Origin of the sequence: Micromonospora zhanjiangensis, from assembly GCF_042650605.1 — a bacterium.
In the GTDB taxonomy this organism is placed as follows: domain Bacteria; phylum Actinomycetota; class Actinomycetes; order Mycobacteriales; family Micromonosporaceae; genus Micromonospora_J; species Micromonospora_J zhanjiangensis.
Genome location: NZ_JBHSBN010000005.1, coordinates 230,760 through 257,679, shown reverse-complemented (window position 1 = coordinate 257,679; position 26,920 = coordinate 230,760). Strand labels below are relative to the sequence as shown.

General features: G+C 72.1%; 27 protein-coding genes. 8 read left to right on the top strand and 19 right to left on the bottom strand.

Annotation, left to right across the window (positions count from 1 at the left end; all coding sequences use genetic code 11):
- Window positions 1-77 precede the first annotated feature (77 nt).
- A complete protein-coding gene (locus ACFOX0_RS10440; protein WP_377544079.1) occupies window positions 78-671 on the bottom strand; it encodes a hypothetical protein in 594 nt (197 codons plus the stop codon).
- Between the two features lie 13 nt (window positions 672-684).
- Window positions 685-1,068, bottom strand: coding sequence for a winged helix-turn-helix transcriptional regulator (locus tag ACFOX0_RS10435; protein WP_377544076.1), 384 nt, complete (start codon window positions 1,066-1,068; stop codon window positions 685-687).
- Window positions 1,069-1,167: 99 nt separating this feature from the next.
- Between ACFOX0_RS10435 and ACFOX0_RS10430 the strand changes: the two genes are divergently transcribed.
- The gene (locus tag ACFOX0_RS10430) at window positions 1,168-1,980 is read left to right on the top strand and encodes an SDR family NAD(P)-dependent oxidoreductase (protein WP_377544073.1); all 813 of its coding nucleotides are present in this window, start codon (window positions 1,168-1,170) and stop codon (window positions 1,978-1,980) included.
- 16 nt (window positions 1,981-1,996) lie between these two features.
- Here the strand turns inward: ACFOX0_RS10430 and ACFOX0_RS10425 are convergent, their stop codons facing one another.
- The 3 genes from ACFOX0_RS10425 to ACFOX0_RS10415 all read right to left on the bottom strand — a co-directional run bounded on the left by ACFOX0_RS10425 (window position 1,997) and on the right by ACFOX0_RS10415 (window position 3,604).
- Window positions 1,997-2,587, bottom strand: coding sequence for a DUF4760 domain-containing protein (locus ACFOX0_RS10425; RefSeq protein ID WP_377544071.1), 591 nt, complete (start codon window positions 2,585-2,587; stop codon window positions 1,997-1,999).
- Between the two features lie 53 nt (window positions 2,588-2,640).
- Window positions 2,641-3,303, bottom strand: coding sequence for a tetratricopeptide repeat protein (locus tag ACFOX0_RS10420; RefSeq protein WP_377544069.1), 663 nt, complete (start codon window positions 3,301-3,303; stop codon window positions 2,641-2,643).
- Between the two features lie 64 nt (window positions 3,304-3,367).
- Entirely contained in the window at window positions 3,368-3,604 is a 237-nt protein-coding gene (locus ACFOX0_RS10415; RefSeq protein ID WP_377544067.1) for a GntR family transcriptional regulator, read from the bottom strand.
- 248 nt (window positions 3,605-3,852) lie between these two features.
- On the opposite strand from ACFOX0_RS10415, the gene ACFOX0_RS10410 reads away from it, so the two are divergent.
- On the top strand, window positions 3,853-4,122 hold the full coding sequence (locus ACFOX0_RS10410) for a DivIVA domain-containing protein (protein ID WP_377544065.1): 270 nt from the start codon (window positions 3,853-3,855) through the stop codon (window positions 4,120-4,122).
- Window positions 4,123-4,190: 68 nt separating this feature from the next.
- Window positions 4,191-4,391 carry a hypothetical protein gene (locus tag ACFOX0_RS10405; protein WP_377544063.1) on the top strand — a complete coding sequence of 67 codons (201 nt, stop codon included), beginning with the start codon at window positions 4,191-4,193 and terminating at the stop codon, window positions 4,389-4,391.
- A 15-nt stretch (window positions 4,392-4,406) separates the two neighbouring features.
- Here the strand turns inward: ACFOX0_RS10405 and ACFOX0_RS10400 are convergent, their stop codons facing one another.
- The 11 genes from ACFOX0_RS10400 to ACFOX0_RS10350 form a co-directional block, all read right to left on the bottom strand.
- Window positions 4,407-5,402 (bottom strand): FAD-dependent oxidoreductase, encoded by a 996-nt coding sequence (locus tag ACFOX0_RS10400; protein ID WP_377544060.1) that lies wholly within the window; start codon window positions 5,400-5,402, stop codon window positions 4,407-4,409.
- 80 nt (window positions 5,403-5,482) lie between these two features.
- Window positions 5,483-5,788, bottom strand: coding sequence for a helix-turn-helix domain-containing protein (locus ACFOX0_RS10395; RefSeq protein ID WP_377544057.1), 306 nt, complete (start codon window positions 5,786-5,788; stop codon window positions 5,483-5,485).
- A 3-nt stretch (window positions 5,789-5,791) separates the two neighbouring features.
- On the bottom strand, window positions 5,792-6,157 hold the full coding sequence (locus tag ACFOX0_RS10390) for a type II toxin-antitoxin system RelE/ParE family toxin (RefSeq protein WP_377544054.1): 366 nt from the start codon (window positions 6,155-6,157) through the stop codon (window positions 5,792-5,794).
- 49 nt (window positions 6,158-6,206) lie between these two features.
- Window positions 6,207-6,881, bottom strand: a complete 675-nt coding sequence (locus tag ACFOX0_RS10385) for a TcmI family type II polyketide cyclase (protein WP_377544051.1) — start codon at window positions 6,879-6,881, stop codon at window positions 6,207-6,209.
- Window positions 6,882-6,913: 32 nt separating this feature from the next.
- Window positions 6,914-8,146: a cytochrome P450 family protein gene (locus ACFOX0_RS10380; RefSeq protein WP_377544049.1), complete on the bottom strand. Its 1,233-nt coding sequence runs from the start codon at window positions 8,144-8,146 to the stop codon at window positions 6,914-6,916.
- Complete coding sequence (locus ACFOX0_RS10375) at window positions 8,143-8,436, bottom strand: putative quinol monooxygenase (RefSeq protein WP_377544047.1); 294 nt, start codon at window positions 8,434-8,436, stop codon at window positions 8,143-8,145. The genes ACFOX0_RS10380 and ACFOX0_RS10375 overlap by 4 nt, the downstream gene beginning before the upstream one ends.
- A 23-nt stretch (window positions 8,437-8,459) precedes the next feature.
- Window positions 8,460-10,919: an FAD-dependent oxidoreductase gene (locus ACFOX0_RS10370; RefSeq protein WP_377544045.1), complete on the bottom strand. Its 2,460-nt coding sequence runs from the start codon at window positions 10,917-10,919 to the stop codon at window positions 8,460-8,462.
- A complete protein-coding gene (locus tag ACFOX0_RS10365) occupies window positions 10,916-12,196 on the bottom strand; it encodes a beta-ketoacyl synthase N-terminal-like domain-containing protein (protein ID WP_377544043.1) in 1,281 nt (426 codons plus the stop codon). Before ACFOX0_RS10365 ends, ACFOX0_RS10370 begins: the two co-directional genes overlap by 4 nt.
- The gene (locus ACFOX0_RS10360) at window positions 12,193-13,464 is read right to left on the bottom strand and encodes a beta-ketoacyl-[acyl-carrier-protein] synthase family protein (protein ID WP_377544041.1); all 1,272 of its coding nucleotides are present in this window, start codon (window positions 13,462-13,464) and stop codon (window positions 12,193-12,195) included. The genes ACFOX0_RS10365 and ACFOX0_RS10360 overlap by 4 nt, the downstream gene beginning before the upstream one ends.
- Entirely contained in the window at window positions 13,461-13,934 is a 474-nt protein-coding gene (locus ACFOX0_RS10355) for a cupin domain-containing protein (RefSeq protein WP_377544039.1), read from the bottom strand. Before ACFOX0_RS10355 ends, ACFOX0_RS10360 begins: the two co-directional genes overlap by 4 nt.
- On the bottom strand, window positions 13,927-14,733 hold the full coding sequence (locus tag ACFOX0_RS10350; protein WP_377544036.1) for an SRPBCC family protein: 807 nt from the start codon (window positions 14,731-14,733) through the stop codon (window positions 13,927-13,929). The genes ACFOX0_RS10355 and ACFOX0_RS10350 overlap by 8 nt, the downstream gene beginning before the upstream one ends.
- A gap of 365 nt (window positions 14,734-15,098) precedes the next feature.
- Between ACFOX0_RS10350 and ACFOX0_RS10345 the strand changes: the two genes are divergently transcribed.
- On the top strand, window positions 15,099-15,896 hold the full coding sequence (locus ACFOX0_RS10345; protein WP_377544033.1) for an AfsR/SARP family transcriptional regulator: 798 nt from the start codon (window positions 15,099-15,101) through the stop codon (window positions 15,894-15,896).
- Between the two features lie 52 nt (window positions 15,897-15,948).
- Here the strand turns inward: ACFOX0_RS10345 and ACFOX0_RS10340 are convergent, their stop codons facing one another.
- The gene (locus ACFOX0_RS10340) at window positions 15,949-18,804 is read right to left on the bottom strand and encodes an MGH1-like glycoside hydrolase domain-containing protein (RefSeq protein WP_377544030.1); all 2,856 of its coding nucleotides are present in this window, start codon (window positions 18,802-18,804) and stop codon (window positions 15,949-15,951) included.
- 96 nt (window positions 18,805-18,900) lie between these two features.
- Here ACFOX0_RS10340 and ACFOX0_RS10335 point away from each other — a divergent pair, with 96 nt between their 5' ends.
- The 4 genes from ACFOX0_RS10335 to ACFOX0_RS10320 all read left to right on the top strand — a co-directional run bounded on the left by ACFOX0_RS10335 (window position 18,901) and on the right by ACFOX0_RS10320 (window position 23,977).
- Complete coding sequence (locus tag ACFOX0_RS10335; RefSeq protein ID WP_377544255.1) at window positions 18,901-20,838, top strand: amylo-alpha-1,6-glucosidase; 1,938 nt, start codon at window positions 18,901-18,903, stop codon at window positions 20,836-20,838.
- A 300-nt stretch (window positions 20,839-21,138) separates the two neighbouring features.
- The gene (locus ACFOX0_RS10330; protein ID WP_377544027.1) at window positions 21,139-22,455 is read left to right on the top strand and encodes a glycosyltransferase family 4 protein; all 1,317 of its coding nucleotides are present in this window, start codon (window positions 21,139-21,141) and stop codon (window positions 22,453-22,455) included.
- Between the two features lie 145 nt (window positions 22,456-22,600).
- Window positions 22,601-22,987, top strand: a complete 387-nt coding sequence (locus tag ACFOX0_RS10325; RefSeq protein ID WP_377544025.1) for a DUF805 domain-containing protein — start codon at window positions 22,601-22,603, stop codon at window positions 22,985-22,987.
- A 180-nt stretch (window positions 22,988-23,167) separates the two neighbouring features.
- Window positions 23,168-23,977: a metal-dependent hydrolase gene (locus ACFOX0_RS10320; protein ID WP_377544023.1), complete on the top strand. Its 810-nt coding sequence runs from the start codon at window positions 23,168-23,170 to the stop codon at window positions 23,975-23,977.
- Between the two features lie 74 nt (window positions 23,978-24,051).
- Here the strand turns inward: ACFOX0_RS10320 and ACFOX0_RS10315 are convergent, their stop codons facing one another.
- Window positions 24,052-26,160, bottom strand: a complete 2,109-nt coding sequence (locus tag ACFOX0_RS10315; RefSeq protein ID WP_377544020.1) for a cellulase family glycosylhydrolase — start codon at window positions 26,158-26,160, stop codon at window positions 24,052-24,054.
- A gap of 203 nt (window positions 26,161-26,363) precedes the next feature.
- On the bottom strand, window positions 26,364-26,864 hold the full coding sequence (locus ACFOX0_RS10310; RefSeq protein ID WP_377544018.1) for a beta-xylosidase family glycoside hydrolase: 501 nt from the start codon (window positions 26,862-26,864) through the stop codon (window positions 26,364-26,366).
- Window positions 26,865-26,920: the final 56 nt, after the last annotated feature.

Below are 26,920 nucleotides of genomic sequence, written 5' to 3'. Positions count from 1 at the left end.
CGACGCTGCCGGACCCGATGTCCGACTGTCCACGCCGGCACGACCCGAGGTCCGGGAATGTGGGGCGGATGTCCGGGTCAACCGGTACGGCCCCGGCCGTAGGTCAGGATGACGTGACGCATCGAGCCCATCCCGTACCGGTCCCGGTCGCTGGACATCGCGGCCACCTCGTCGAGGATGGGATCGACGTCGATTCCCGCGCAGCGGGCCCGGTGGCAGAGATCCCGCAACGCCAGGATCTCGTCCCGGGTGTCCGCACCCTGGTCCCGGGCGGACAGGCAGATGAGACGGGCCCGGAACTCCCCGGCGGTCGTCCAGTCCCGGGGCAGGTGAGCGGCCCACCGGAACGACGGGTAACGGTCGAACAGCCGCCGCACGGCGGTACGGACCGGCTCGTCCCCGGCGGCGTACGCCTCGACCACGGCCCGCAGGACGGCCTCGGCCTGATCGGCCACCCCCAGGCGGGTCAGGTCCGCCTCGACGGCGGTCCCCAGGTCCAGGAACGCGTCCGGATCGGTGATCCCGACCGGTGCGGTGGCGACCGGGCGGTAGACGGCATCCAGTCGGGCCATCTCACGTTCGATCTCGACGAGTTCCACGTACCGCTCCGGGCCGACGTTTCGGGACGAGGTCGCGTTGGGCGCGAGAGCAGGATCGGGGTCGCGCCGCACCACCGGCAGCGTCTCACGCGAGTCGCCGACGGGCGTCGGCGACCTCGGCCTGGTGGTCGACGGCCCAGCCGGCCAACGCGGAGAGCGGCTCCAGCAGGCTGACGCCCAGCGGCGTCAGCCGGTACTCGACGCTCGGCGGCGACGTGCCGAACACCTCCCGTTCGACCAGGCCGTCGCTCTCCAACGTGCGCAGCGTTCGGGTGAGCATCCGCTGGCTGATGCCCTCCACCGCCCGATTCAGCTCGTTGAACCGGTACGGCCGCCGGCCGAGCAGGGTGATCAGCAGCAGTGTCCACTTGTCGCTCAGTCGCCGCAACACGTCGGTCACGGGACAGGTCTCGTACTCGCCGGCCGGAACGGGATCCGGCAACCGGTCACCGTCCAGCACGACACGCACACCTGTGTTCCCTCCGGCCATGAAAGTGCCTTCTTTCGCCTCCGCCGGCCGGCGACCCAGGATGGGCGCAGTCCGTGCAAGAACCGTAGTGGAGGTGACATGGGAGTCGTGGTGGTCAGCGGCGGCACCAACGGAATGGGACGTGCACTCGCCCTCGGTCGGGCCGAACGCGGTGACCGGGTCCTGGTCCTCGGCCGGAACCGGGAACGCGGCGAGGCGTTGGCAGGCGACTCCGTCGCCTTCCTTCCCGTCGACCTGTCCAGCGTGGCGCAGACCCGACAGGCCGTCGAACACATTCTCGCCGAGTACCCCGTGGTGGACGCGCTGGCACTGTTCGCCAACGCTGTGGCGCCGCGTCGGATCGTGACGGCGGAGGGATTGGAGCGCACCTTCGCGCTCTACTACCTCAGTCGCCATCTGCTCAGCTTCGGCCTGCGTCCGGCTCTGGACCGGGCCACCGCGCCGGTGATCGTCAACGTCGCGGGCGTCGGCGTCACCAAGGGTGCGGTGCGGTGGGCCGACCCGCAGCTCGCATCGGGATACTCGGCCGTCGGCGCACAGCTACAGGCCGGCCGGGCCAACGACCTGCTCGGCGTGGGCTTCGCCCGGCGGTCCGGGAGCCGCGCACGGTACGTGCTCTACCATCCCGGCTTCACCAGGAGCGGCGACCGTAGCGCGCTGCCTGCGGTCGTCCGGGGATTACTGGCGGTGGCCTCGGTGGCGGCCCGTCCCGTCGCGGACGCGGTGGCCCCGATCCACCGGTTCCTCGACGCGCCACCGGCCGCGCCGCTGACCGCCGTCGACCGGAAGAAACAACTTCCGCTCAGCTTCCCCACCCTCGACCCGCGGGACGCCGAGCGCCTGCTGGACCTCACGGAGAAACTGATCCCCGGAGACAAACCCGAACAATAGCGTCTTTTCGGCGGCCTCAGCCGGTCGCGTCGCCCGAACCGGCCACGCCGGCCACGCCGCTGGATCCAGCCACCAGCCCCAGGTCGGCCGGGTAGCGGTCGAACCGGCGCAGGCCCAGCTTGCGCACCGCGACCGGCCACGGCGTCTCGGTGGCGAGCACGACCAGATGTTCGAAGTTCGACAGGTACGACACGCCGCGTACCACCCGCTCGGCCAGGATGTACGGCTCCAGCACGGCCCACGCCTCGCGGGCGCGGTAGCCGCCGGTGCCGAGCAGCAGGGCCGGGTCGATCACCTTGAAGGCGAGCATCTGGCCCAGCCCGTTGTAGTAGAGCGCGATCCGGTTCACGTGCTTGCGGGCCTCGGGCGGCAGCTCGCTGACCGGTACGTCGGTCGGGCCGGCCGCGGCCAACTCGGAGAGCACGTACTGCTGGCTCTCCAGGAAGGTGTCACTCATCCGGTCGCGGGTGAGCAGCTCGATCGCGACCAGGGTGTGGTTGGCGCTCTGCGACAGGCGCAACTGCCGCAACGCGAAGAACGCCGAGACCCCGACGGTGAGCACCGAGACCGCGGCCGCGACCGCGTTGATCACGATGGTGACATCCATGGCAGCCATCGTACGAAGGCCGCTCCACATCGGACCGGCCCGCGATCGTGCCTTCAGACCGCCGTACGCGCCTGTTCGATCTGCCGCACGATGGCGTAGGCGCCGTGTGCCCGGGCGATGGTCTGGGCCTGGTCGAGCGTCGCGAGCGCGTCCGCCCGGCGGTCCTGGGCGGCGGCGATGTAGGCCAGCCCGACCAGGTTGGCGGCCACGCCCGGCAGGGCCCCGATCTCCCGGCGCAACCGGGACGACTCCTCCAGCCGCTCGCGCGCCTCGTCCAGTCGCCCGGCCAGGTGTGCCGCGATGCCCAGATGCCGCAACGCCTCGGCCTGGGTCCGTTCGTCGCCGACCTCCGCCGCCAGCCGGTACGACCACTCCAGCGCGGGAACCGCCGTCTCGTTGTCCCGCCGGATGACCTGATGCAGGCAACCGATCCAGAACAACGCCTCGGCCTCACCACGGACGTCGCCCAGTGCCCGGTACAGCTCGACGGCCCGCTCGAACAACGGCAACTCGGCCGGATCCTCGACGGGTGCCGGACCGGCGCCGGCGCGCTCGTGGAGGAACCGGGCGTGCAGGATCCGCCCCCGGGCCAGCGCGGCATCGGCCTCCAGCGCGTCCAGCTCCCGCTCGGCGTCGGTCAGGCCGTCGGCGTGACCACCGTAGACGGCCTGTTCGTAGCGCGCCCTGGCTCGTCCGAGCCGATCCTCGGCATTCATTCCCCGTCCCCCGTCCTGGCCGCACCGGCTGCGGGCCGGATCGGGAGTCTAGTTCCAGTCCCCTCTACTTCCCGTCCGGCACGAAGACCCCAAGCCCCTGATGTCCGTATAGTTCGCCGGTCTCGATCAGGATCGTAATGGCCTGACGGACCGTCGACTGGCTACCCACTTCGTACAGCTCGGCGAGGGCTTTGGTCGAGGGCAGCTTGTGGCCGGGCGGCCATTCGCCCGAGGCGATCCGTTCCCTGATGTCGGCGATGATCCGCCGGTAGTGCGGCTCAAACTTTCGTGGTGTGGGCATGCGAAGTACTCCCAGCTAGGCCCACACATTTGATCACGGCAGCCGGGAGGACTTCAAGGGCAACGTTGACTTTACCAATAACGTCGGTAAGGTGTATCGGGAGGGAAACGCCCCAGCTAGGCACTGCGGACGGGTCCCCGGTCGGGGCAGCGGTCAGCTTGGCCGAGGTGACTCGGGATGGGCCAGAGCGCTGCTCCGACATCAAGTCATTCGAGAGGACTCCCGAGAGCAGCGGACTGGAGGTGGGGGTGATCTACAAGTCGTGGTCGGACCGGTTGGCGCCGTACCAGGTGCGGTCGCGGGTGTTCGGCACCCGCTGGCGGGGTCTGGATCCGGATCAGGTGTACGCGTTTCTGGGCGAGGTGGCGGACGAGATCGCGCGGCTGGAACGGGAGGCGACGACCTCGCATGCCGAGTTGGTACGGGTTCGGCAGGGGTTGCGGTTGTGGAAGGAGCGGCACAACGGGTGTCGGTTCACCGAGCCGTGGCTACGGATGAACAGCCGGCGGCCACAGTGACCGGGCCACGGTGGATCCTGCACCTGCCGACCACGCTCACCTCGCCGGAGGCCGCAGAGGAGTTGGCGGTGACGATGCGCGAGTCGTTGAGTCATGTGTCGGTGCTCGATCTGGCGGAGATCACGCTATCGGCAGAGGACACCCAGTTGCTGCGCCGACGGGTGTGGTGCGGATTGCCGCTACCCGACAGCGCCGGCAACTGCGACCGCCGCGACGGCCATGAGGGTCCGTGTCTTGACGTTCCGGAAGACCCGCTTATCGATCGATGACTAACGATCACCTCCTCACTCGACATCGTCTCGGCCCGGCGTACCCGTGGAGCCATTGCCGTCGACCAGCGCCGCGACCTCGTCGGCGCATCCCCAGCTCAACGTCATCCCGGCCCCGGCGTGTCCGTAGTTGTGGATCACCCGGGTGCCGCCCGGCAGCGGACGCGGATCGGCCTGCACCCGGGGCCCGGCCGTCCGGCCCGGCCGCAGCCCGGCGAGATGGCCGAGCACCGGCGCGTCGGTCAGCTCCGGCACCAGCGCCGCGCAACGCCGCAGGATCGCGCGGGCCACGTCGGGGTCCGGCACGGTTCCCGACTCGTACGGCTCGAAGGTGCCGCCGAGCACCACGTCCCGGGAGCGGGGATGGACGTACGTCTGCCCGGCCGGGTCGTCCTCGTCGCGGATCGAGGTGTCCAGGCCGGGGTTGGCGACCAGCACGATCTGCCCCCGGATCGGGTGCACGGTCGGGTCGTCGGCCAGTGTCCGCGCGCCGAGCCCGGTGGCGTTGACCAGCAGCGGCGCCTCGCCGGCCGCCTCCGCGAGGGTGCTCAGCCGTTGGCGACGCAGCGTCCCGCCGGCCACCCGCAGCCGCTCCACCAGCCAGTCGAGGTACGGCGCCATCTCCACCGACGGCACGGTGAACAGCCACTGCCCGACGTACCCGGAAGGCAGGCCGGCGGGTCCGGCGGCGCGGAAGTCGCCGACGGGGGTCGACCACCACGGCGGTCCGGCGGTCGGGGTGCGCAGCAGCATCCGGGTCGGGCGCGGCACCACCCCGGGCACGCCGGCGGCCGCCTGCGCGGTGAACTCGTCGAAGGTGGCCGCGGCCCAGCCGAGCACCCGCGGGTCGGCGCGGGTGTGGGTGGGATACCAGACGGCGGCGGCCACCCGGGACACCGTCTCCCGGGGCAGGTCGGCCGCCAGCACCGCGACCCGCGCCCCGGCCTCGGCGAGCCGGACCGCACTGGTCAGTCCGACGATCCCGGCCCCCACCACCACCGCGTCCAGCATCCACCCAGCAAACCCGCCGCCCGGCCGCCTTGTCCACCGGCCGGGCGCGCCTCCGCGTCTTGGCGGAGGTCGGTCGGCCGCTACGAGGCGAGCGGGAACTCGGCGCGGGTGCTCGTGCCCGTGATCTTGATGTCGAGTTCACCTTCCAGCGCACCTGCCAGACGATGCAGCAGAGGAAGCGTCGGCGTGACCGCACCGCCCTCCAACCGCGAGATCACGGTCTGCGTGGTGCCGGCCCGGGCGGCAAGCTCGGCCTGGCTGATCCCAAGGGCCGTTCGCCGGTCATAGACCGCCTGGCCGAGGGCGATGCGGGCGCCGGCCTCGACGTATTCGGGGCTCTCCCGATGCGCGTCCGGAACATTCCAGTTGGTGTGATACCCCTTCATGATTTACTCCCCGTCACGGTCGTAGAGATGTGTCGCCCGCCGATGCTCGTTTTGGCACACCCTCTGGGCGTGGACGGCGCGCTCGACCTCGCCCGTCTCCTTGCCTCGGGTCTTGCGGAATACCGTCAACAGCACGATCCGGCGCTGAGGCGCGAGCCAATAGGTGACTCGCCAGGCGGTCCGGCCAAGGTGGAAGCGCAGCTCACGGACCGCCCCCCGCAGATGCTTGCTGTACGGCTCACCAAGCGTGGTCGGCGAGCCGGCGAGCCGGTCTGCATGGTACTCAACCGTCCGGTATGCGGGGATCGGTAACGTGTCCAACCACCTTCGAACCTCGGGCTCCAGTTCGACATCATACCGATCCCCCATATACGCGAGTATATAGCGGGTCAGCCGGATCTGCAGGTGGGGCCGGCGGTCAGTCCTCGGCCTGCCAGCGGTAGAACGGGGTGGCCACCGCGTCGTCCGGGCCGTGCCAGCTCGCCGGGTGGTACGGGCTGATGTACGGCCGCAGATCATCCATGATCTTGGAGAAGGCCGGCCGGTCGTGACTCTCGGCGATCGCGTCCGCGTCGGGCCGGCGCTCCACCACGTGTACGTACACGTCGTCGATGGCGTACAGCCAGCGGCCGGTGACGCCCAACTGGACCGGCAGCTGCCCGGCGTCGGACTCGCCGAAGATCCGGGCGACCTCGGGCTCGGCGCCGGGCTTGATCCGGGCCACGATGACGGTCCGGTTCGCCGCGGCCGTCGCCTGGTCCGGCTCGGGCCCACCGGGCGGCGCCCAGTGGTAGAACTCCTTGGCCACCGAGTCGGACGGGTTCTTCCAGTAGCTCGGGTACGGCGTGACGTACGGTGCGATCTCCTCGGCGATCTGCTGGAACGCCGGCAGGCCGCGGGTCTGGCCGGTCACCTTCGGGTCCGCGACCCGCTCGATCAGGTGGATGTACAGGCCGTGGAACGACAGCAGGGTACGGCCGATCACGCCGAGGTCCTGCGGCCGGGTGGCCCGGTCGTAGTGTCCGAACACCTCACCGACCTTGCTCTCACTGCCCGGCACGATGCGGCACACGATCACGTTGCGGAAGGTCATGACAGCTCTCCTTGCGACTGGGGTTGGCGGGCTCAGAGGGTGAAGCGCACCGGCAGCTCCAGCAGCCCCCGGAACGGGGAGGCCGCCGGCAGCCGGCGCAGCCGGTCGACCGGTACGCCGAGGCGCAGCCCCGGCAACCTGCGCAGCAGGGACCCGATGGCGATCCGCGCCTCCATCCGGGCCAGCGAGACGCCGAGGCAGTAGTGCACCCCGTGGCCGAAACCGAGGTGCGGGCCGCGTTCCCGGCGCAGGTCCAGCCGGTCCGGGTCGACGAACTGGGCCGGGTCGTGGTTGGCCGCGTTGAGCGCCACCCCGACGATCGAACCGGCCGGGACGCGCACCCCGCGCAGGTCGAGATCCTCGGTCGCGATCCGCGGGCTGGCCACCGGCAGCGGCCCGTCGAATCGGAGCAGTTCCTCGACGGCGGCCGGCAGCAGCTCCGGGTCGGCGCGCAGCAGGGCGAGCTGCGCCGGATGGGTCAGCAGGGCCACCACCGCGTTGCCGAGGAAGTCCGCCGTGGTCTGGTGCCCGGCGAACAGCAGCAGGAACGTGGTGGTGACCAGCTCCGCCTCGGACAGCTTCCCGCCGGAGTCGCAGGCCTCGATCAGGGCACTGACCATCGCGTCGTCCGGCCGGGCGCGCTTGGCCCGGACCAGGTCGGCGAGGTAGCCGTGCAGCCACGCCTGCGCCTCCTGCACGGCCGCCCGTTCCTGTTCGGGCGGTCGCCGGGACGAGCCGGAGGTGCGGATCACCTGGGTCCACTCCAGCACCCGGTCGTGGTCGGCCACCGGTACGCCAAGCAGCTCGCAGATCACCGTCATCGGCAGCGGGATGGCGAAGTCGCGCATCAGCTCGGCCTGCCCGAGCGGGACGATCTTGTCGAGCAGGTCGTCGACGATCCGCTGCACCCGCGGCCGCAGCGCCTCGATCCGGCGCGGCGCGAACGCCTGCGACACCAGCCGGCGCAGCCGACTGTGCTCCGGCGGGTCCGCGTTCAGCATGTTCTTGTTCAGCCCTTCCGAGTTCGGGCCGAAGATCCGCAGGTACTGCCGGCCGGGCCCGTACAGGTCCTTGGACAGTCTCGGGTCGGTCAGCGCCGCGCTCGCGTCGTCGAACCGGGTGATCAGGTACGAGTCGAAGCGCGGCGAGGACACCGGGCACACCGGGGCGTCCCGGCGCAGCCGGGCGAGCGCCGGATACGGGTCGGCGGCGAATTCGTCGGTGTAGAGGTCGGCCGCGGCCAACCCCGGTGGTTGTTCGGTCATGTCTGCTCCCCGGGTCGGCTGGGCACGCTGTGCAGGACGTCGTAGGTGTGCCGGTCGGCGGACTCGCGCAGCTCACGGATCACCCGCAGCAGCCGGTCGCGCAGGTCGCTGCGGCCGAAGGCGTCCAGCCGTTCCCGGTCGGACCAGTCGCTGATCACCAGATAGCTGCGCGGGTCGTCCGCGTCGCGGACCAGGTCCTGCCGCAGGCACCCGGGCAGGTCCCGGATCTCCTCGGCCACCGCCCGCCACTCGGCCTCGAACCGCCGCTCACACCCGGATCGGGTACGCATCGCGAGCACCGTCCGGACCCGGGTCACCGGGCACCACCGAAGACCAGTTGCAGGTGCTTGACCAGCGCGTCGCCGTCGATCGGGCGGCTGCGGAACGCGACGTGACCGTCCGGGCGGACCAGGTACAGGGCGCTGCCGGCGGCGCCGTACCCGGTGCGGAACCCGCCCGCGGCGTCGCGCAGCACCGGCGGGTCGAGCAGCCGCGGGTCCGGGGCGTCCGGGCCGAGCAGCAGGTACACGTCGACGTCACCGGCGCACTGGCGGCGCACGTCGGCGGCCAGGACGGCCAGGCCGGCAAGGACGGCCGCCCCGGCGGTGCCGTCCGCGTACAGCAGGAGGGTGTGCCGGGTGCCGTGGGTCAGGTCCCGCAGCCGCAGGTCGTGGGCGACCCCCTGGCGGCGCAGGCCGCCGACGTCGGGCGCCCGGTCGCCGGGCCGGGGACCGTCGCGCAGCGCGTCCGGCGCGGACAGCGACTCGCCCACGATCGGGCTGTCCGGGTAGCTCAGCAGCATGCCCATTTCCTGCAGGAACTGCCGGCGCAGGTCGTCGCGGTCCAGTTCGTCGGTGAAGGCCATCCGCACCGCGCGGCCGACGATCTCCTCGCCCTCCGGGCGGCGTTCGGCCTCGTAGCTGTCCAGCAGCCCGGACGCGGCGGTGCCGCGCACCGCCAGGGCCAGCTTCCAGCCCAGGTTCCAGGCGTCCTGGATGCCGGTGTTCATCCCCTGGCCACCGGCCGGCGGGTGCAGGTGCGCCGCGTCGCCGGCCACGAAGACCCGGCCGTCCCGGTACCGGTCCACGATGCCGTGGCTGATCCGGAACACCGACGACCAGCGCAGGTTCGACGCGCGGGTGCCGGGCGGGGCCAGCCGGTCCAGCGCGACCTGCAGGTCGTCGAGGGTCGGTTCGGCCAGTTCCTCGCTGAATCCCGGCGGCGCGTCCTGCCCGCCGGTCTGGGCGAAGAACCGGGGCGGAGCCAGGGTGGCGATCCGGTACCGGGACTCGCCGCGCAGCGGGACGCAGACCAGCATGCCGTCCATCCGCCCGTCGGTCTCGTGCAGGAACCGCAGCAGGTGGCCGTCGGGCATGTCCCAGTCGACGTCCACGTCGCAGAGCATGAACAGTTGGGGAAACCGGCCCAGGCCGCCGGAGAAGGTCAGGCCGAGCAGTTCCCGGACCCGGCTGTGCGCGCCGTCGCAGCCGAGCAGGTACTTCGCCCGTACGGTCGCGGTCTCGCCGGCCGCGGTGGTCACGGTGGCCGTCACGCCGTCGGCGTCCTGGGCGAAGCCGACCAGTTCGGTGCCGCGCCGCGGCCGTACGCCGAGGGTGGCCAACCGTTCGGTGAGGATCCGTTCGGTCTCGTACTGCGGCAGGCCGAGGTGACCGTAGGGCAGATCCGGCAACTCCCAGCTCATCTGGTGGATCCGCTCACCGTTGACGTACACGGTGTTCCCGGTCAACCAGATCCCGGCGTCCATCGCCTCCCGCGCGATGCCCTGGTCCGCCCAGATCTCCATGGTGCGGCAGTGGATGCCGATCGCCTTGTCGGCCTGCCCGGGCGGGACGGCCTGCTTCTCGATCAGCCGACAGTCGACGCCGCGCCGGGCCAGTTCCACCGCGACGGTCAGCCCGGTGGGTCCCGCCCCGACGATCAGTACGTCCGTTGTGGTGTGCACATCGCTCTCCTTGTCCGTACCCGGTTCCCGGCCGTCCGCGGGACGGGTCGGCGGGTTCTTCTCGGCCTGCGGCAGGTGGTGGAACATGCGGCGGCGGAACTCGATCAGGAACGGCGCGATCGGGCCGGCCTCCTCCCGGGCGTGCGCCGGGTTGCCGATCCAGCGGCGGAAGGCCGCCTCGTCGGCCCACTCGGCGAAGATGTGGTACACGTCCGAGTCGGGCTCGCGCAGCAGGTACTCGCGCCGGTAGCCGGGCACCGCGGCGACCCGGGCGGCGACCTGCGGGTAGCCCCGGTCGAACTCGACCCGCCGGTCGGCCGGCACGACGATCTCGACGTCCACGAAGACCGCCGTACCGTCGGCGTCCGCCGCCCGCACGCGGCCGTCGGGGGCCGCCGCCCGCCCTCGGCCGTCGGGGGCCGCCGCCCCTGCGCGGCCGTCGGGGGCCGTTCCGGACGGTGCCGCCGCACCCGGTGCCCGGAACTCGGCGGCGCCGGACAACACCTCGCGGAGCACGAGCTGCCCGTCGGCGTCCGCGCCGACGTCCGCCCGGGTCGGCGGCTCGCGCAGCGCGTCCAGCGCGTCGGTGAGGCAGGCGGCCACCGGCCCGTCCCGGTACGCCCGCCAGGCGGCCTCGTCGACCCACTCGGTGACGACCGTGAACGAGTACGGATCATCGGCGTCCCGCAACAGGTCGTGCAGCACGTTCCCGGGCAACGCCCCGATCCGGTCGACAACCGTCCGCCACACCCCGACCACGGCGTCGGCGCGGCCCGGGCGGACCCGGATCCGCCACATCGCCCTGATCACGTGGTCCCCCCGACCGACCCGGCGGTCGCGCCGTGCGGACCGGTCGCCGGCCGCCGGACCAGCAGGGCGCTGTTGAAGCCGTCGAAGCCACGCGCGCAGACCAGCGCGGCGCCGGTGCGCGGCGGCCGGGCCCGCCGGACGAAGTCCACCTCGCACCCGGACGCCGGCCGGTCCGGGGCGGCGGTCGGCGGCAGCAGGTCGTGCCGCAGGGCCAACAGCGCGGTCGCCACGTCCAGCGCCGCACCGCCCTGGTGCGCCCGCCCGTGCAGCGGCTTCTGGGTGGTCACCGGCGGCGGCTGCGCACCGAACACGGTCCGCAACGCGGCCGCCTCGGCGCGGTCGTACCGGGGCACGCCGAGCGCGTCCGGGAACACCGCCGCCACCTCGGCCGGGGACAGCCCGGCGCGCTCGACGGCCAGCCGGATCGCCCGGGCGTACTGCCCGGAATCGACGTCACCGTCCGTGCTGGTGGGTCGGGCGTCGTGGGTGGCGGCCCAGCCGGCCAGCTCACCGTAGATGGTGGGTGCGCCGCGGCGCAGCGCGTGCGCGAGGTCCTCCACCACGAACACCGCCCCGCCCTCGCCGGGCAGGTAGCCGTTCGCGCGGGCGTCGAACGGCCGGTACGACCGGCGCGGGTCGGTGCCCGCGCTGAGCAGACCGCCGCGCAGCTGGCAGACCAGCGCGTACGGGCTGAGCGGGCACTCGGTGCCGCCGGCCAGCACCACCGGGGTACCCCGCCGGACGGTACGGGCGGCGTGCGCCAGGCTGTCCAGCCCGCCGGCCGCCTCGCTGGCGAGCACCCCGCACGGACCCTTGAACTGGTGGTGGATGGAGATCTGCCCGACGCTGGCGGCGTAGAACCAGGCGATCGACTGGTACGCGCCGACCGTGCGGGACGGCTGGCTCCACAGCCGTTGCAGTTCCCGCTGCCCGAACAGGTTCCCGCCGGACGAGCTGGCCAACGTGACACCCCGCGCGTACGGCTCGTCGGCCACCTCGGGCAGCCCGGCGTCGGCCAGGGCGAGCCGGGTGGCGGCGAAACCGAGCTGGGTCCACCGGTCGGTCTGCACCGTGCGGCGGCTGTCGGCCCAGCGCGCCGGGTCGAAGTCGGCCACCTCGCCGGCCAGCGTGGTGGCGTACCGGTCGGGGTCGAACAGGCTGATCCGGCGGATCCGGTGCTCGCCGGCCAGCACCGTCCGCCAGTGCTCGGCGGCGCCGGTGCCGGTCGGCGCGACCACCCCGATGCCGGTGACCACCGGCACGCCGACGGTCGTCACCGGTCCAGCTCCCGCAGCCGTTGGAAGATCATCGCCGACTGGAAGCCGCCGAATCCGCTGCCCACCGACAAGGCCACCTCGACCGGGACGTCCCGGGCCGTGTTCGGTACGTAGTCCAGGTCGCACTCGGGATCCCGGTTGGCCCAGTTGGCGGTCGGCGGGACCACCCCGAACTCGATCGCCAACGCGCAGGCCGCCATCTCGATCGAGCCGATGGCCCCCAACGAGTGCCCGACCATCGACTTGATCGAGCTGATCGGCACCCGGTAGGCGGCCGGGCCGAGGGCCCGTTTGAACGCCGCCGTCTCGTGCCGGTCGTTCTGCCGGGTGGCCGAGCCGTGCGCGTTGATGTAGGAGACGTCCTGCGGGTCGACCCGCGCCTGCGCCAGCGCCGCGCCGACGGCCAGCGCCATCTCCACGCCGTCCGGACGCAGCCCGGTCATGTGGTAGCCGTTGCTGCGGTTGGCGTAGCCGGACAGCTCGCAGTAGACGTGCGCGCCCCGGGCCCGGGCGTGCGCCAACTCCTCCAGCACCAGCACGGCCGCCCCCTCGGCCAGCACGAACCCCTGCCGTCCCGCGTCGAACGGCCGGGAGGCGTGCGCCGGATCGTCGTTGTCCGGGGTGGTGGCCTTGATCGCGTCGAACGAGGCGACCGTGACCGGTGAGATCGGGCTGTCCGACGCGCCGGTGACCACCACGTCCGCCTCGCCGTCGGCGATGAGCTGGTGCGCGTAGCCGATCGCGTCGATGCCCGAGGTGCAGCCGGTGGAGACCACCATGGCCGGCCCGTGCAGCCCGTGTCGGCAGGCCACGTCGGCGGCCAGGCTGCTCGGCACCAGCGCCTGGTAGAGGTACGGCGTACCGCGGTCCGGGGCGACCAGCCACTCGGCGCCGGAGTCGCTGGCCAGCACGTACTCCTGCTCCAGGGCCATGGTGCCGCCGACCGCGGTGCCGAGCACCACGCCGGCCCGCTGCCGGGTCTCCTCGGTCAGCTCCAGCCCGCTGTCGTGCACCGCCTCGATCGAGGCGGCCAGCGCGAACTGGACGTACCGGTCGGCCCGGCGCCGCTCGCGCGGCGTCAGCCCGGCCGCCACCGGGTCGAAGTCGCACTCGGCGGCCACCTGGGACCGGAACGGCGACGGGTCGAAGAAGGTGATCCGCCGGGTCGCGGTGTGTCCCTCGACGATCGCCGACCAGAACTGCTTGCGGGTGACGCCGCCCGGCGCGACGACCCCGATCCCGGTCACCACCGTCCGCCGGGGTCTCACGTCCCGACCCCCGTCCGGTCGACCGGGCCGGTCCCGCCGGGTTGCGCGACGACCGGTGGGCCGGGTGGCGGGCCGAGCACCGCCGGTCCCTCGGTGTCCACGTGGCCCAGCTCCGGGCGGGGCGCCAACGGTCCGAGACTGAACACCACCTCGGCCCGCTCCGCGCCGGTGTTGCGCAGCCGGTGCCGGGTGTTCACCGCCACGAAGAGCGCCTCCCCGGCGGCCAGCGGCACCGGCCGGCCGTCCAGGTCGACGGTGATCGCGCCGCGCGCGACGTAGAGGAACTCCTCGCTGTACGGGTGGTAGTGCTCGTTGATCCGCTCCCCCGGCTCCAGCGCGGCCACGCCGAGGAAGCCCGCACCGCTGCCCACGGTGCGCGGACCGAGCAGCACCCGGATCTCGGCGCCCCGGCGGCGGTCCGGCGGGACGTCCCGGACGGCCACCCGGACCCGGTCCCCCGGCTCACTCATGGCCGGCTCCGGCGGGTACGTCGATCCCGGCTCCGGGCTGGGCCGGTACGCCGGCGCCGGCCTGATCCGCGGCCCGCTCGGCGGCCAGCCGCTCGATCTTGTCGCGGATGATGTCCATCTGCAGCCGGCTGTTGGTGTTGATCCGCTCGGTCATCTGCGCGTCGTCCACCGGTGCGGTGGGCCGCATCGCGAAGTCCTGCACCCAGGTCATCCGGGTGCCGCCCGGTTCCTCGGTGTAGCGCCAGTGGATCCGCATGTACTCGAACGGCCCCGGTTCCACCCGGTGCGCGTGCACCTCGTACCGGGTCGGGTCCATGGTGCGTTCGCTGACCCAGCTCCAGACCACGCCGTTGTCGTCCGGGAACATGCTCAGCCGGAACCGGACGGTGTCCCCGTGCCGGGCCAGCACGTCCACCGACCGGTACTCGGTGAACAGGTCGGTCCACCGGCTGAGGTCGTTGGTCACCTCCCAGACCAGGGCCAGCGGGGCGGCGATGAGCACGCTGTTCTCGGTGTGCCCGGGCGTGCCGTCGGTCGGGTCGTCGTCGCTGGAGCGGTCCACCAGTTCGGCGAGTTCGCCGATGCTCAGATGCCGGGCCTCGTCGGGTATCCGTACCTGGTAGCGGTCGGCCACCACCGCCTGCAGTTCGAGCAACGCCAGCGAGTCCATGCCCAGTTCCTCCAGGGATGCCTGCGGCGACCCGGCCGCCAGGTCCGCGTCCAGCCCGCAGTTGCGGACCAGGATCGCGGTGATGTCGGCGGTCGTCGCGACGTACCGCTGCTCGCTGATTCCGGTCATCTGGTACTCCTCGTGGTGTGGGAGCGGGTCATCGGCGACGGTTGACCTCGCGATCGATCCGCTGGTCACGATGCAGCCGCCGGCGTCACCGACAGGTCACCGGCCGGGCCCGGCCGGTCACGCCCTGGCGATGACGGGTCCGTGACGCGGTGGTGACGAAGAACGGGCGATCCTGTGTGAGCCCTGTGCGCCGGTCATGTGTCGATCGGGGGCGGCACACCCCGGTCGAGTCCGAAAACTGACGGTTGATTGACGAGCCGCATGGACAATAGGTACTCTTCGCCTGATTTCGGGCAGTGCTCGCTTACCGGCCAGCGGGGTCACCGGCGATATCTCCGGGACGTCCCGGTGCAGGGAGGTGAGCCGTGGCCGGTCCGATCGACGCCGGATGGCCGCAGCTGTTCCTGCTGGACGGCTTCCGGCTGCTGCGAGCCGGCGTACCGGTGCTGGTGCCACGCGGACTGCAGCGGGTCATCGCGCTGGTCGCGCTGCGCCCCGGCGCCACCCGTACCCACCTGGCCGGCCTGCTCTGGCCGGAAACCCCGGAGGACCGGGCGCTGCCCTCGCTGCGCACCGCGCTCTGGCGGCTGCGCCGCCAGGCGCACTGTCCGATCGTCACCGTCGGTGACACCATCGCCCTCGACCCCGACGTGTACGTGGACGTCGACGACCTGGTCCGGACCGCGGCCCGGATCCGCGACGGTGGTGACCCGCGCGGCGCCGACCGGATCCTCACCACCGGCCGGCACGACCTGCTGCCCGGCTGGTACGACGACTGGGTGCTGCTGGAACGCGAGCGGCTGCGCCAGTTGCGGCTGCACACCCTGGAGGAGATGGCCCGCGTCCAACTGCGCCTCGGTCGGCACGGCGAGGCCCTCCAGTCGGCCCTGGAGGCGGTCCGCGCCGAGCCGCTACGGGAGACGCCGCACCGCCTGATCGTCGAGACGCACCTCGCCGAGGGAAACGCGTACGAGGCGCTGCACGCGTTCTACGTCTACCGCGACCTGCTCCTGCGCGACCTGCAACTCGAACCGTCCGAGGCGATGTGCGCCCTGCTCGGCGACCTGCTCACCCCGCTCGGCCGCCCCGCGCCCCGGCCCACCGCACCCCGCCCGACCACCGCCGCCCGAGCGCCTCGACAACCGATCTCCCGCGCCCCGTGAACGCGGACCGGAGCGGCACCCGCGCGGCGCCACATCGAAGATGGCGTAGCTACTACGAATCCGATGTGGGCCCGAAATCAGGACCGCCGGCCACCGGGCCACCGCCGGCCACCGGGCCGCCGTCGGCCACCGGGCCACCGCCGGCCACCGGGCCACCGCCGGCCACCGGGCCACCGCCGGCCACCGGGCCACCGCCGGCCACCGGGCCACCGCCGGCCACCGGGTCAGGCCGGTCGCGGGCCGGGACCGCGCGGCGGGTGAGGATCAGGTCGGCGACCAGGGCGGTCCAGCCGGTCTGGTGCCAGGCGCCCAGCCCGGCGCCGTTGTCGCCGTGGAAGTACTCCGGGAAGACGATCAGGTCCCGCCAGTCCGGATGCTGCTGGAAGGTCTCGTTCGCGCCGAAGATCGGCCGGCGGCCGGACGCGTCCCGGCGGAACAGCGCGATCAGCCGGTCGGCCAGGTCGTCGGCGATCTCGGTCAGCGTGCACTTGCGCCCCGACCGGGTCGGGTACTCGATCCGCAGGTCGTCGCCGAAGAACGCGGCGTACTCGCGCAGCGCGTCGACCAGCAGGTAGTTGGTCGGCAGCCAGATCGGCCCGCGCCAGTTGGAGTTGCCGCCGAACAGGCCGCTTGTCGACTCGGCCGGCTCGTAGCCGACGGTGAAGTCCTGCCCGGCCAGGGTCACCGTGAACGGCTCCGCCAGGTGCGCCCGGGACAGGCTACGCAGCCCGTACGGGGACAGGAACTCCTCCTCGTCGAACATCCGGGCCAGCAGGTGGACCAGCTGGTCCGGCCCGACCATGGACAGCATCCGCTGCTGCCGGCCGTCGGCGGCCAACCGGCGGGCGGCCAGCACCCGGGCCGAGCCGGGCCGGTTGGTCAGGAACCAGCGCAACCGGTCGGTCAGCTCGGGCAGCCCGGCCAGCCGGGCCGAGCCGAGCCGGATGGTGGCGGCCAGCGGCAGCAGACCGACCACCGACCGCACCTTCAACGCCACCCGGCTGCCGTCGGTCAACCGGAGCACGTCGTGGAAGAACCCGTCCTCGGCGTCCCACAGACCCTGGTCCTGGGCGGCAATGGCGATGTGCGCGAAGTGCTCGAAGAACTTGGTGGCGATGTCGACGTAGCTGCCGTCCCGCTCGGCCAACCGCAGCGCGATGTCCATCAGGTTCAGCGCGTACATCGCCATCCAGGCGGTGCCGTCGGACTGTTCCAGCGCCCCGGCCACCGGCAGCGCCGCCGACCGGTCGAACGGTCCGACGTTGTCCAGGCCGAGGAACCCGCCCTCGAAGACGTTGCGCCCCTCGGTGTCCTTGCGGTTGACCCACCAGGTGAAGTTGAGCATCAACCGGTGCAGCACCCGGGCCAGGAAGTCGTAGTCCCGAGCGCCGTCGATCTCGAACACCCGGACCGCCGCCCAGCCGTGCACCGGCGGGTTGACGTCCCCGAACGCCCACTCGTACGCCGGGATCTGGCCGTTGGGGTGCAGGTACCAGTCGCGCAGCAGCAGGAGCAGTTGCGACTTGGCGAAACCCGGATCGATCCGGGCGATGCTGACGCAGTGGAAGGCCAGGTCCCAGGCCGCGTACCAGGGGTATTCCCACGGATCGGGCATGGAGATCACGTCGAAGCTGGTCATGTGCGACCAGGTGCAGTTGCGGCCCTGCCGGCGACCGGCCGGCGGCGGCACGGCGGTCGGGTCGCCGTCCAGCCAGCGCCGCACGTCGAAGTGGTAGAACTGCTTGCCCCACATCAGCCCGGCGAACGCCTGTCGGGCGATCGCCGCCTCGTCCGCGGTGGCGGCGGCCGGCAGCACCCCGGCGAAAAACCCGTCCGCCTCGGCCCGGCGGGCCGCCAGCACGGCGGTGTGCCCGGCGCCGAGGTCCAGCGCCGGCGCCGGGTCGGCGGCCGGCGGCGGCGCGGTCCGGGCCAACCGCAGCCGGATCTCCGCCTGCCCACCGGCCGGCACGTCCAGTACGTAGTGCAGCGCGCCCTTGGTGCCCTCACCGGCCGGGTTGACCGTGTCGGCGCCGCTCACCACGTGGTCGTTGATCCCGTCCTTCGGGTAGCGGCTGCGCCCCGCAAGGCCCCACATCCGTTCGGTGTTGGTCTCGTTGTCGCAGGTCAGTGGGGTCGGTTCACCGTCACCGGCGAGCACCAACTGGCCGAGTTCCCGGTGCCGGCCGACCAGTCGGGCGCCCTCGGCGCGCAGCACCGGTTGGTCGTCCCGGCCGGGCAGCCCCCACGCCCAGGTGTTGCGGAACCACAGCGTGGGCAGCACGTGCAGCCGGGCGGCCCGGTCGCCCCGGTTGGCGACGGTGACCAGCAGACAGTAGTCGGTGGGTGACGCCTTCGCGTAGTCGACGGTGACGGCCCAGTACCGGTCGTCGTCGAACACCCCGGTGTCGACCAGTTCGTACTCCGACTCGTCGCGGCGCCGGCGGGCGTTGACCGCGACCAGGTCGTCGTACGGGAAGGCGGCCTGCGGATAGTGGTAGCGCCAGCGCATCCACGAGTGGGTGGGCGTGGAGTCCTGGTACCACCAGTAGTCCTTGGCGTCCTCGCCGTGGTTGCCGCCGTCGCCGCCGAGGCCGAACATCCGCTCCTTGAGGATCGGGTCCTCGCCGTTCCACAGGGCGAGAGCGAAACAGAACGTCTGCCGGTCGTCGCAGACGCCGGCCATGCCGTCCTCGTTCCACCGGTAGGCCCGGGACCGGGCGTGGTCGTGCGGGAAGTAGTCCCACGCCGTACCGTGCTCGCTGTAGTCCTCGCGGACCGTGCCCCAGGCGCGTTCGGACAGGTAGGGCCCCCAGGACCGCCAGGCGACGGCACCGGAGTCGGCCTCGCCCAGCCGGATCCGCTCGGGATCCGCCCCCGGGCCGGTCGCGGTCGACACGGCGTTGATCACCTCCACGTCCTCAATCTTCTACCGGAACTTCAGCAGACTGTTGGTTGTTCCGGGGCATGGTAGATGCGACGCTCGGCAAGATCTACGGAGGTGCTCTTGATCGCGTTCGGCTTCGGCCCCGGGGTGTGCGGTCACCTGGACGTCGGCACGAGCCGGGAGTGGCTGGTCCCCGACGGCCGGGGCGGCTACGCGATGGGCACGGTGAGCGGGTTGCGCACCCGCCGGTACCACGGCCTGCTGGTGGTGCCCGGGTCCACCCCGGCGGTCCGGCACGTCGGCCTGGTCAGCCTGGACCCGGCGGTGGTCTGGCCGTCCGGGGCGCAGGCCCGGCTCGGCGCGCACGAGTGGGCCTCGGGGTCGGTCGACCCGCGCGGCTTCGAGCTGCTGGAACGCTTCGACCTGACCGACGGGCTGCCCCGCTGGCGGTGGCGGATCGGCGACCTGGTGATCGAACGGGAACTGGCGATGGCGTACGGGCGGTCCTGCGTCGCCGTGGTGCACCGGCTGCTGGCCGGCGGCCCGGTCCGGCTCGAGCTGGCCGCGGCCTGCACCTGGCGGGACGCGCACGGCGAGCGCCGGGCCGACGGGCCGCCGCCGCGGCTGGAACCGGCGGCCGGCGGGGCGATCGTCGAGGGCGCGTTCCGACTGGCCGGACCCGGCTGGGAGCCGGTGGGCGAATGGTGGCACGGGGTACGCCACCGGGAGGAGGCCGCCCGCGGACTGCCGTCCGACGAGGATCTCTGGCACGCCGGCCGGTTCGGCGCCGAGCTGGACCGGCCCGGGGACACCGTCGCCGTGCTGGCCTGGGCCGGCGATCTGGCCGCCGAGCCGGCGCCCGCGGTCGAGGTGGTCGCCGCGGCCCGGCGGCGCAACCGGGATGTGGTGGCGGCCGCCGGCCCGGCCGACGACGTCGAGCGCGCGCTCGTCCTGGCCGCCGACGCGTTCGTGGTCCGGGCCGGCGACGGCCGGCCGGACGTGGTGGCCGGCTACCCGTGGTTCGGCGCCTGGTCGCGGGACACGATGATCTCGTATGAGGGGCTGTTCCTGTCGACCGGACGGGCCGAGCAGGGCCGCGACCTGCTGCGCGGGTACGCGGCGACGCTGTCCGAGGGGATGCTCGCCAACACCGCGGACACCGGCCGGGTGGAGTACAACACCGTCGACGGGACGCTGTGGTTCCTGCACGCGGTGGGTCGGCACGTGGCCGTCACCGGCGACGACGACCTGGCCGCCGAGCTGCTGCCCGCGCTGCGCGCCGTGGTCGACGGTCATCTCGCCGGCACCCGGTACGGCATCGGCGTCGATCCGGCCGACGGGCTGCTCACCCACGGCGCCGCCGGGGAGGCGCTGACCTGGATGGACGCCCGGGTGCACGGGGTGCCGGTGACCCGGCGCGCCGGCAAGCCGGTCGAGGTGAACGCGCTGTGGGTGAACGGGCTGGCCGTCGTCGCCGACCTCGCCGCACGGGCGGGCGCGGATCCGGGCCCGGCCACCGGGGCGCACGGCCGGGCCGTCGAGTCGTTCCGCCGCCGCTACCCGGCCCCGACCGGTTGGCTCCACGACGTGCTGGACGCGCCGGCGCCGGCGTACCCGTTGGGCGGGGCCGGCACCTACGACGACGACCTGCTGCGGCCCAACCAGTTGCTCGCCTGGTCGCTGCCGGACCCGCCGCTGCGACCGGACCCGGCCGTCCTGCGCCGGGTCGGCGCGGCGCTGCTGACCCCGCTCGGCCCGCGCAGCCTTGCCCCGGACGATCCCGGTTTCGTCGGCCGGCACCGCGGCGGCCCGGCCGACCGGGACGGCGGCTACCACCAGGGCACCGTCTGGCCGTGGCTGCTCGGCCCGTACGTCGACGCCTGCCGGCGGGCCGGCCTGCCCGCCGACGGGTTGTTCGTCGGCGTCGAGGCGCACCTGGGCGAGTACGGCCTCGGTTCGGTCAGCGAGACCGCCGACGGTGCGCCGCCGCACGGCGCCACCGGCTGCCCGTTCCAGGCCTGGTCGGTCGCCGAGGTGCTGCGCGTCCGGCGGAACTGACCGGCCCGGCTGGAGACCCGACGGGCGAGCGCGTTCGGGCTGGTCAACGCGGGATCGACGACCCGCGACCGGGCCGACGGCGGCTCGTTACATCCCGGCAATGGTTGCTTATCCGCGATTTATCGCGACAGCGGAAGGATTACCGCCAACCCGACGACGTGCCTGGCGCCCCTTCCGGCGCCAGGTGGCGCGTGCGCCGGACGAGCTGGACGGCACCAACCGGCGCGTGCGCCGAACGAACCGGACGGCACCAACCGGCGCGTGCGCCGACGAACTGGACAGCAGAAGGGGGCGGGCCACATGACAGCCAACGGCCGGGTCGTTGACATCCGGACATCCCCACCGCAGCGAATCCTGATGCTCTCCTGGGAGTATCCACCGGTCCTGGTCGGCGGTCTCGGCCGGCACGTGCACGCGCTGTCGGTCGCGCTCGCCGCCGCCGGTCACCGGGTCACCGTGGTCACCCGGCACGCCGAGGGCGCACCGCTGCGCGAGTACGTCGACGGGGTGCTCGTCGTCCGCGCCCCCGAGGACCCGGTCGCCTTCCCGCTGGGCACCGATTCCCTGCTGGCCTGGACGATGGCCTTCAACCACACGTTGACCCGGGCCGCCTTGCGGGCCGCCGCCGACGACGGGTACGACGTCGTGCACGCCCACGACTGGCTGGTCGCGCACACCGCCGTCGCCCTCGCCGAGCATCTCGACCTGCCGCTGGTCACCACCATCCACGCCACCGAGGCCGGCCGGCACCAGGGCTGGCTGCCGGGTGAGCTGAACCGGACCATCCACTCGGTCGAGTGGTGGCTGTGCCACGAGTCGGACCGGGTGATCGTCTGCTCCGGCTACATGCGGGACGAGGTGTCCCGGCTGTTCGACCTGCCGGCCGACCGGGTCGACGTGGTGCCGAACGGGGTGGACGGCCGGGCCTGGCGGGCCCGGCCCCGGGAGGTCAGCTCGGCCCGGAGCCGGTTCGCCGGGGCCGGGCCGTTGGTCGGCTTCGCCGGCCGTCTGGTCTACGAGAAGGGCGCCCAGCACCTGGTGCACGCCGTGCCGCGGCTGCGCGAGCGGCACCCCGGGCTGCGGGTGCTGATCGTCGGTGACGGGCCGTACCGGCCGGAGCTGCAGGAGGAGACCCGGCGGCTGCGGTTGGAACAGACCGTACGGTTCGTGGGCTTCCTGACCGAGCGGCAACTGCCCGCCGTGCTCGGCGCCACCGACGCGACAGTGGTGCCCAGCCTGTACGAGCCGTTCGGCATGGTGGCACTGGAGGCGGCCGCCGCCGGCGCGCCGTTGGCGGTCGCCGCGACCGGCGGGTTGGCCGAGATCGTCCAACCGGGCGTGACCGGGGTGACCTTCCCGCACAGCGACCCGGGTGCGCTGGCCGGGGCGGTCGACTCGTTGCTCACCGACGAGGTGTTCGCCCGCCGGGTGGCCCGCAAGGCCCGGGCGATGGTGTCCGAGCGGTACGGCTGGTCCGCGATCGCCCACCGTACCGCCGCCAGCTACGGCCACGCCCGCGGCGGCCGCGGCGGGGACCGTCCGGCACCCGCCGTCCACGCCGGCCGGCCGAAGATCGTCATTCCGGAGGGCAACCTGCTCGCCACCGCCGCCTGCTGACCGGCACCGGCGGCTCCCCCGCCGGAGGACGACGAGCTGCTGACGAATTCATCGTTCGCCCATTCAGGCGAGCGAAAAGCGCGCGGCTGCCCTTACCCTGATTCCGCTCATCGCCACTCGTCCCCCTCAAGACGCTGGAGTCGCCATGTCCTTTGCCGCTGCCGTCCGTTCGGTCTTCTCGCAGTACGTCGGGTTCTCCGGGCGGGCCCGCCGCTCGGAGTACTGGTGGTTCCTCCTCTTCGCGATCCTCGTCGGCATCGTGGCCTCGGTCCTCGACTCCGCTCTGGGCACGAAGTTCGACGGGTCCGCCAGCTCCAGTGGCTACATCGGGCTGATCGTCAACCTGGTGTTCCTGTTGCCGTCGCTGGCGGTCAGCGTGCGACGCCTGCACGACACCGACCGTTCGGGCTGGTGGATCCTGATCGGACTGATTCCCTTCATCGGCGCGATCGTGCTGCTGGTGTTCTTCGTGCTGGCCGGCACGCCCGGCTCGAACCGCTTCGGTCCCGACCCGAAGGACCACGCCGCATAACGCCGGTCCAGCAGAGCAGGCGCCCGGCCGGCTGCCCGGCCGGGTCGCCCCGCGTCCCAGCCCCGGAGGCCACCGTCCCGCCACGCGCATCTGGTGGGGCCCCGGTCGTTGCCCGCCGTCGGTCGGCTTGCAAAGCTCACGTAGGTTTGCGGACAAGATCCTCGGGGAGGGATGCAGACGATGATGGGTCCGTCACACGCACTGTCCGGTGCGGCCGTGTGGCTCGCCGGTTCCTGGGCGCTGGACCAGTTCGCCGACTACCACCAGTCGCCGCTGGCCATCGCGGTGGGCACGGCGGTCTGCGCGGGTGGAGCACTCTTTCCCGACCTGGACCTGTCCGGCAAGGTGACCCGCAACCAGGGCGGCGCCACCGTGGCGCACACCTTCGGGGTGTTCTCGCTGTTCATCGCCGAGGTGATGGAGAAGATCTCGCTCGGCATCTACACCGCGACCCGGCTGAGCAAGGATCCGCACCGACGCAACGGTCACCGCACCTTCACGCACACCCTGCCGTTCACGCTGCTGGTCGGCTGGGGCACCACCGCGCTGTGCGCCACGTACGGCAAGTGGGCGGTGATCAGCATCCTGTTCTTCATGATCGGGCTGGCGCTGCGCGGCCTGTTCGACGAGTGGGCCAAGCGCGCCGGCTGGGTGGTGGTCACCCTGCTGTCGCTGGCCGGCGCCTACTTCACCTTCCTCAACCTGCCCGGCGACCGCGGCTATCCGATGCTGGGGCTCGCCGTCGGGGTGGGCTGTTTCGTGCACCTGATGGGCGACATCATCACCAGCGCCGGGGTGCCGATCCTGTGGCCGATCCCGATCAAACGCCGGATGTGGTTGATGATCGGCATCCCGAACAAGATCGCCGTCAAGGTGGGCGGCAAGGTGGAGGTGGTCGTGCTGCGCGTCGCGTTCACGGTCATCTCGATCCTCGCCGCGCTGGGACTGGTGGCGCCGTCGGTGCTGGAGCGGTTGAACATCGAGTTGTGAGCCGGACCGCGACTGCACCGCCGCCTTCCGCCGGGGTGCCGCAGGCCGTGGCCTGCGGCACCCCGGATCGCTTGTCAGGCGGGGCTGCCGGTGACCGAGCTTCCGGACTTGGTGATGCGGTACTTGATCTGGACACCACTCCAGAAGTGGAAGGTGAGGTTGACGGTGCCGTCGGTGACCTCGGCGAAGAAGTCGGGCTTCAGAGTGATCGTGTTGGCGGCGTAGTCGGGCTGGAAGTTGGACCAGAACTCCTTGTAGGAGGTCCAGTTGGCCGGTCCGGCCGGGCTGCCGTTGGCGTACGTGGCCTCCATGGTGGCCAGTTGGTCACCGCGGAACTGGGTGGGGATGACGAATGAACTGGTCGTGCCGTTGGCGGCCGACTGGATCGGCGGATCGGACGTGATGATGCTGATCTGCCACGCTGCGCCCTGGGAGAAGCGCGCCTCGATGGTGGCGTTGACGCCGTAGGCACGGTTGCCCGCCAGCCGGGTCAGGGCCGAGGCGGTCAGGGTGAGCGTGTTGCCGGAGATGGTGTAGTCGGTGCCCCTGACCAGGTCGGTGTTGCCCTGCCGGAGTCCCTGGAACGAGGTGCCGTTCAGGTTCAGCGTGAGCGACTTGCTGGGGATCGTGCCGGTACGGGGGAGGTAGATCTGGTCCGACGACGCGGTTGCCGAGCGGGTGGTCCAGCCGGCCTTCAACATCGCGAAGACGCCCGGGTCTCGCCACTGCAGGTCGTTGCGGTTGAGGAAGGTGCCCGCGTCCCACAGCATCGTGGTGAGGTTTCTGATCCGGGCGTGATAGCTGACGGCTTCGAAGTACTTCAGCATCTCGCCGCGTTCGATGATGCCGGGCCGGGTGTAGTCGTAGCTGAGCAGGGCCCACTCACCGACGATCACCGGGATGCCCCGGGACACCAGGGTCGTGTGCACCCGGGTGAAGCTGTCGACGATGTCCTGCTCGACGTTGCTGTCGTAGCGGGTCCCACCCGCGATGTTGACGCTGAATGGCCACCAGCCGTAGAAGTGGACTGTCGCGGCCAGGTTGGGATCGCGTAGCTGGCCGATCGTGTTCGCCAGGGTGTCCAGCTGGGCCTGGTTGGAGTTGGTGTAGAGGGTGGGCAGCACCAGCAGCCGGGTGGCGTTGTTCCCGCCGGACGCGCGGACGAGTCGGACGAACTCGGTGTTGAGTTCCTGCAGCACCGTGTCGCTCTCGGCGTCGCCGGACGTACCGGTGAACTGCGGCTCGTTGATGCTCTCGAACACCAGCTTCGACGAGCGGTCGCGGAACGTGCTGGCGATCTGCGTCCACAAGGCGGTGTATCGGTTCTTCACGTTCGTCCGGTCACCGGGATACCCGTTGATCCACATCCAGGAGTCGTGATGAAGGTTGATCATCACGTAGAGGTCCTCCGCCAGCGCCCAGTCCACCACCTCCCGGACGCGGCTGAGCCAGGTCGCGTCGATGGTGTAGCCCGGTGCCGCGCCCTGATGGTCGGTCCAGGTCACCGGAATGCGGATGCTCCGGTAGCCCTGCGTCCGAATCTGGTGCAGCAACTCCCGGGTCACCCGCGGGTTGCCCCACGAGGTCTCGTCGGGGATGGCGTCGAGCGTGTTGCCCAGGTTCCACCCGGGCTGCATCGCCGCGACCGTCTGCGCCGCGTTTCCCTGCTGCGGCGGCGTCGACGGGGAGGTGGACGGGGACGGGGACGGGGACGAGGAGGTGGACGGGCTGGCACTCGGCGTCGGCGTGCCGCCGACGTTGCCGGTGCACGGGACGTTGTTGAGCGCGAACGAGGCGGGGGCGGTGTTGCTACCGGTCCAGGACCCGTTGAAGCCGAAGGACACCGTCGCGTTCGTGCCGATGGCCGCGTTGTAGCTCATGTTCGTCGCGGTGGTCTGCGCCCCCGATGAGGTCACCGTCGCGTTCCACGCCTGGGTGACCCGCTGACCGGACGGGAACGCCCAGCCGAGACTCCAGCCATTGACCGGGTCCCCGAGATTGGTCACCTCCACGTTCGCGGTGAATCCACCCGACCACTGGGACGCGACCGTGTAGGCCACCCGGCACCCGGTAGCCGCCTGGGCGCTGGTCGCCACCACCGTCCCGGCCACCAGCAGGGCGGCCACGGCACCGGCGATCACACCGACCCGATGACGGAATCTTCGTAGACCCTGCGAATACATCAGAACTCCCCTGCTGGCACCTGCGGCTTCGCGACTCTCCACGACGACCAGTCGCGCGAAGGCGGCCAGCTGCGGTGAGTACTTTCTCGACGTGGGCGCGAAAGTTTCGGACGAACCCTACAGCTGACCACGACAGACGTCAATGTCCGCAGCGTGCTGACGGCCGTCACGGGATGTCCTGACTGCCGTTCACGGCACGGTCGTCAGTCGAGCGGCTGATAGTCGAGCCAATCGAAATGCATGGTGCCCGCCACGGCGTACAACCCGATGACCCGGCCCGTGAAACCACCGGCCACCTCGGTCGACAGGTACCGGCCGTCAAGCCGGGCCAGGACGGTGAACGCCCCGTCCGCGTCCTCCACGCCGAGGTGGATCACGTCGGGTCCCGACCGCGCGTCCAGCCGCACCGCCAGGCCGCCACGCCCTTCCCGCGTATCGGCCAGGGTCCGCACCCGGCAGGACAGGTGCTGCTGCCGGCGGCCGAGGAACGTGACGTCGGGGGCGTCGAGTGACGCACCACGCGCACGCAGGGTCAACCAGCCCGGGCGCTGCCGGGTGCCGCAATCCTCCGGGCGCCGCGACCGCGGTGAAACCCATCGCGGATGCAGCTCGGACCGGTCGAAATCGTCACGCACCGGCGACCCGGGTACCGGATGGAGTGGCCAGGACGGCGCATTCATGACGGGCGCGAGGTCGCCCACCACCGGCCAACCGTCGGCCCAACCGACGGGCGCCAGGTAGACCTCCCGACCGAGCATGT